Below are 1504 nucleotides of genomic sequence, written 5' to 3' on the forward strand. Positions count from 1 at the left end.
CAAACATACTAAGATTAGCTCGAAGGTAAATCGACGGATTTATCTTCGAGCTATTTCTGTTTTTCAGATATAGTATATGTGAAAGAAGAATCCGGACAAACCCTGAGGGGCTACGAGCCCGAAACGCAAAACGGATTCTTTCACTCTTGTTTTTAATTTTGGTTTAAGTATGTTGAGCTGCGAGCTCGTGTTTAGGAAATTAGAATAAGAACAATGAGGTGAAAGTCTTTCAAATTATTAAGAAAGGATGCTGAAGATGGTTGACTATATCTATGCTTTTGATGTCTCAAAAGGAAAAGCAACGCAGGTTTTATACAAAAATAATAAATGTATTGAGGAAAGTGATTTAGAATTCACTCGTAAAGGATTTGAAGCATTATTACAGGATATCCAGCGGATTCCTGGTCAAGTGACCCTTGCTTTTGAAACGACAGGTATTTACTCAAAGCCTCTTGAGCGTTTTTGTCAAGAAAATCATTTAACTTACCACAATCTAAACCCTTTAGAAGTGTATAACCGAACAAATGGACTAACACTAAGAAGGAATAAAACAGACCCAGCAGATGCTCATAAATTGGCACAAATCATGTCTATTTTTAATTTTCAACCTTCGGTAATGAAAGATCCTCTTTATGAAGAAATGAAGCGCATGAATGCTTGTTATTTAGAGATACAAGAAGCTATTGATAGGCTATATGTTAAGTTTTTAGAAGCTATCTATCTTTGTTTCCCTGGTATTGAACAAGCTTTTTCTCAATTAAAAAATTGCTTTGCTTTGACCATTATCGAAAAATACCCACATCCTGATTATGTACTAAAAGTTTCGCGAACAGTTATCAAGAATTTCATAAAAAAATCAACAGCCAAAAATATATCGAAGCAAAGAGCTTTTCAAAAAGCTGATCAAATCATTGAATGTGCAGTTGATGCCTACCCTTCTGTCTCCAAGGATAGTTTCTATTGCCAGGTGCTAAGTTTCTATGCCACACAACTAAAGAACTTACTCAATCAAAAATGCTCAATACAAGATAAAATGATCACTTTATCAAGTCAGTTTGATGAATTTCCAATTTACTCTAGCGTGCCAGGGATTGGTGAACTTTCAGCTTGCCAATTAATTGCAGAGCTTGGTGATTTATCTCGATTTAAAAACCATAAGCAATTAAATGCCTATGTAGGAATTGATATTAGACGCTATCAATCAGGTAAATATACAGGTCAAGACCATATCAATAAGCGAGGCAACAGAAAAGCTAGAAAAATACTTTATGTCATTATCACCAATATGATCCGTGCCCAGAGACATGCCCCCAATCATATCGTCGAATATTACTATACAAAAAAACAGCCACCCTTTAATAAATGCCATAAGGTAGCTGTTATAGCGTGTATGAATAAGCTGCTTAAATGCCTATACGCGCTATTCAATCATCATACGAAGTATGATTATGAATTAAATGCCTCACATCGCAAATAATCCACCTATATCATAACTAATTTTTTT

The 1504-nt window shown here is 34.7% G+C and carries 1 protein-coding gene; it reads left to right on the plus strand.

Annotated features, from left to right (window positions below):
* The first annotated feature begins 256 nt into the window (after nt 1-256).
* Nucleotides 257-1477, plus strand: coding sequence for an IS110 family RNA-guided transposase (locus HMPREF2626_RS00105; RefSeq protein WP_070616419.1), 1221 nt, complete (start codon nt 257-259; stop codon nt 1475-1477).
* Nucleotides 1478-1504 lie beyond the last annotated feature (27 nt).

Source organism: Aerococcus sp. HMSC062A02 (genome assembly GCF_001809535.1).
GTDB lineage: Bacteria > Bacillota > Bacilli > Lactobacillales > Aerococcaceae > Aerococcus.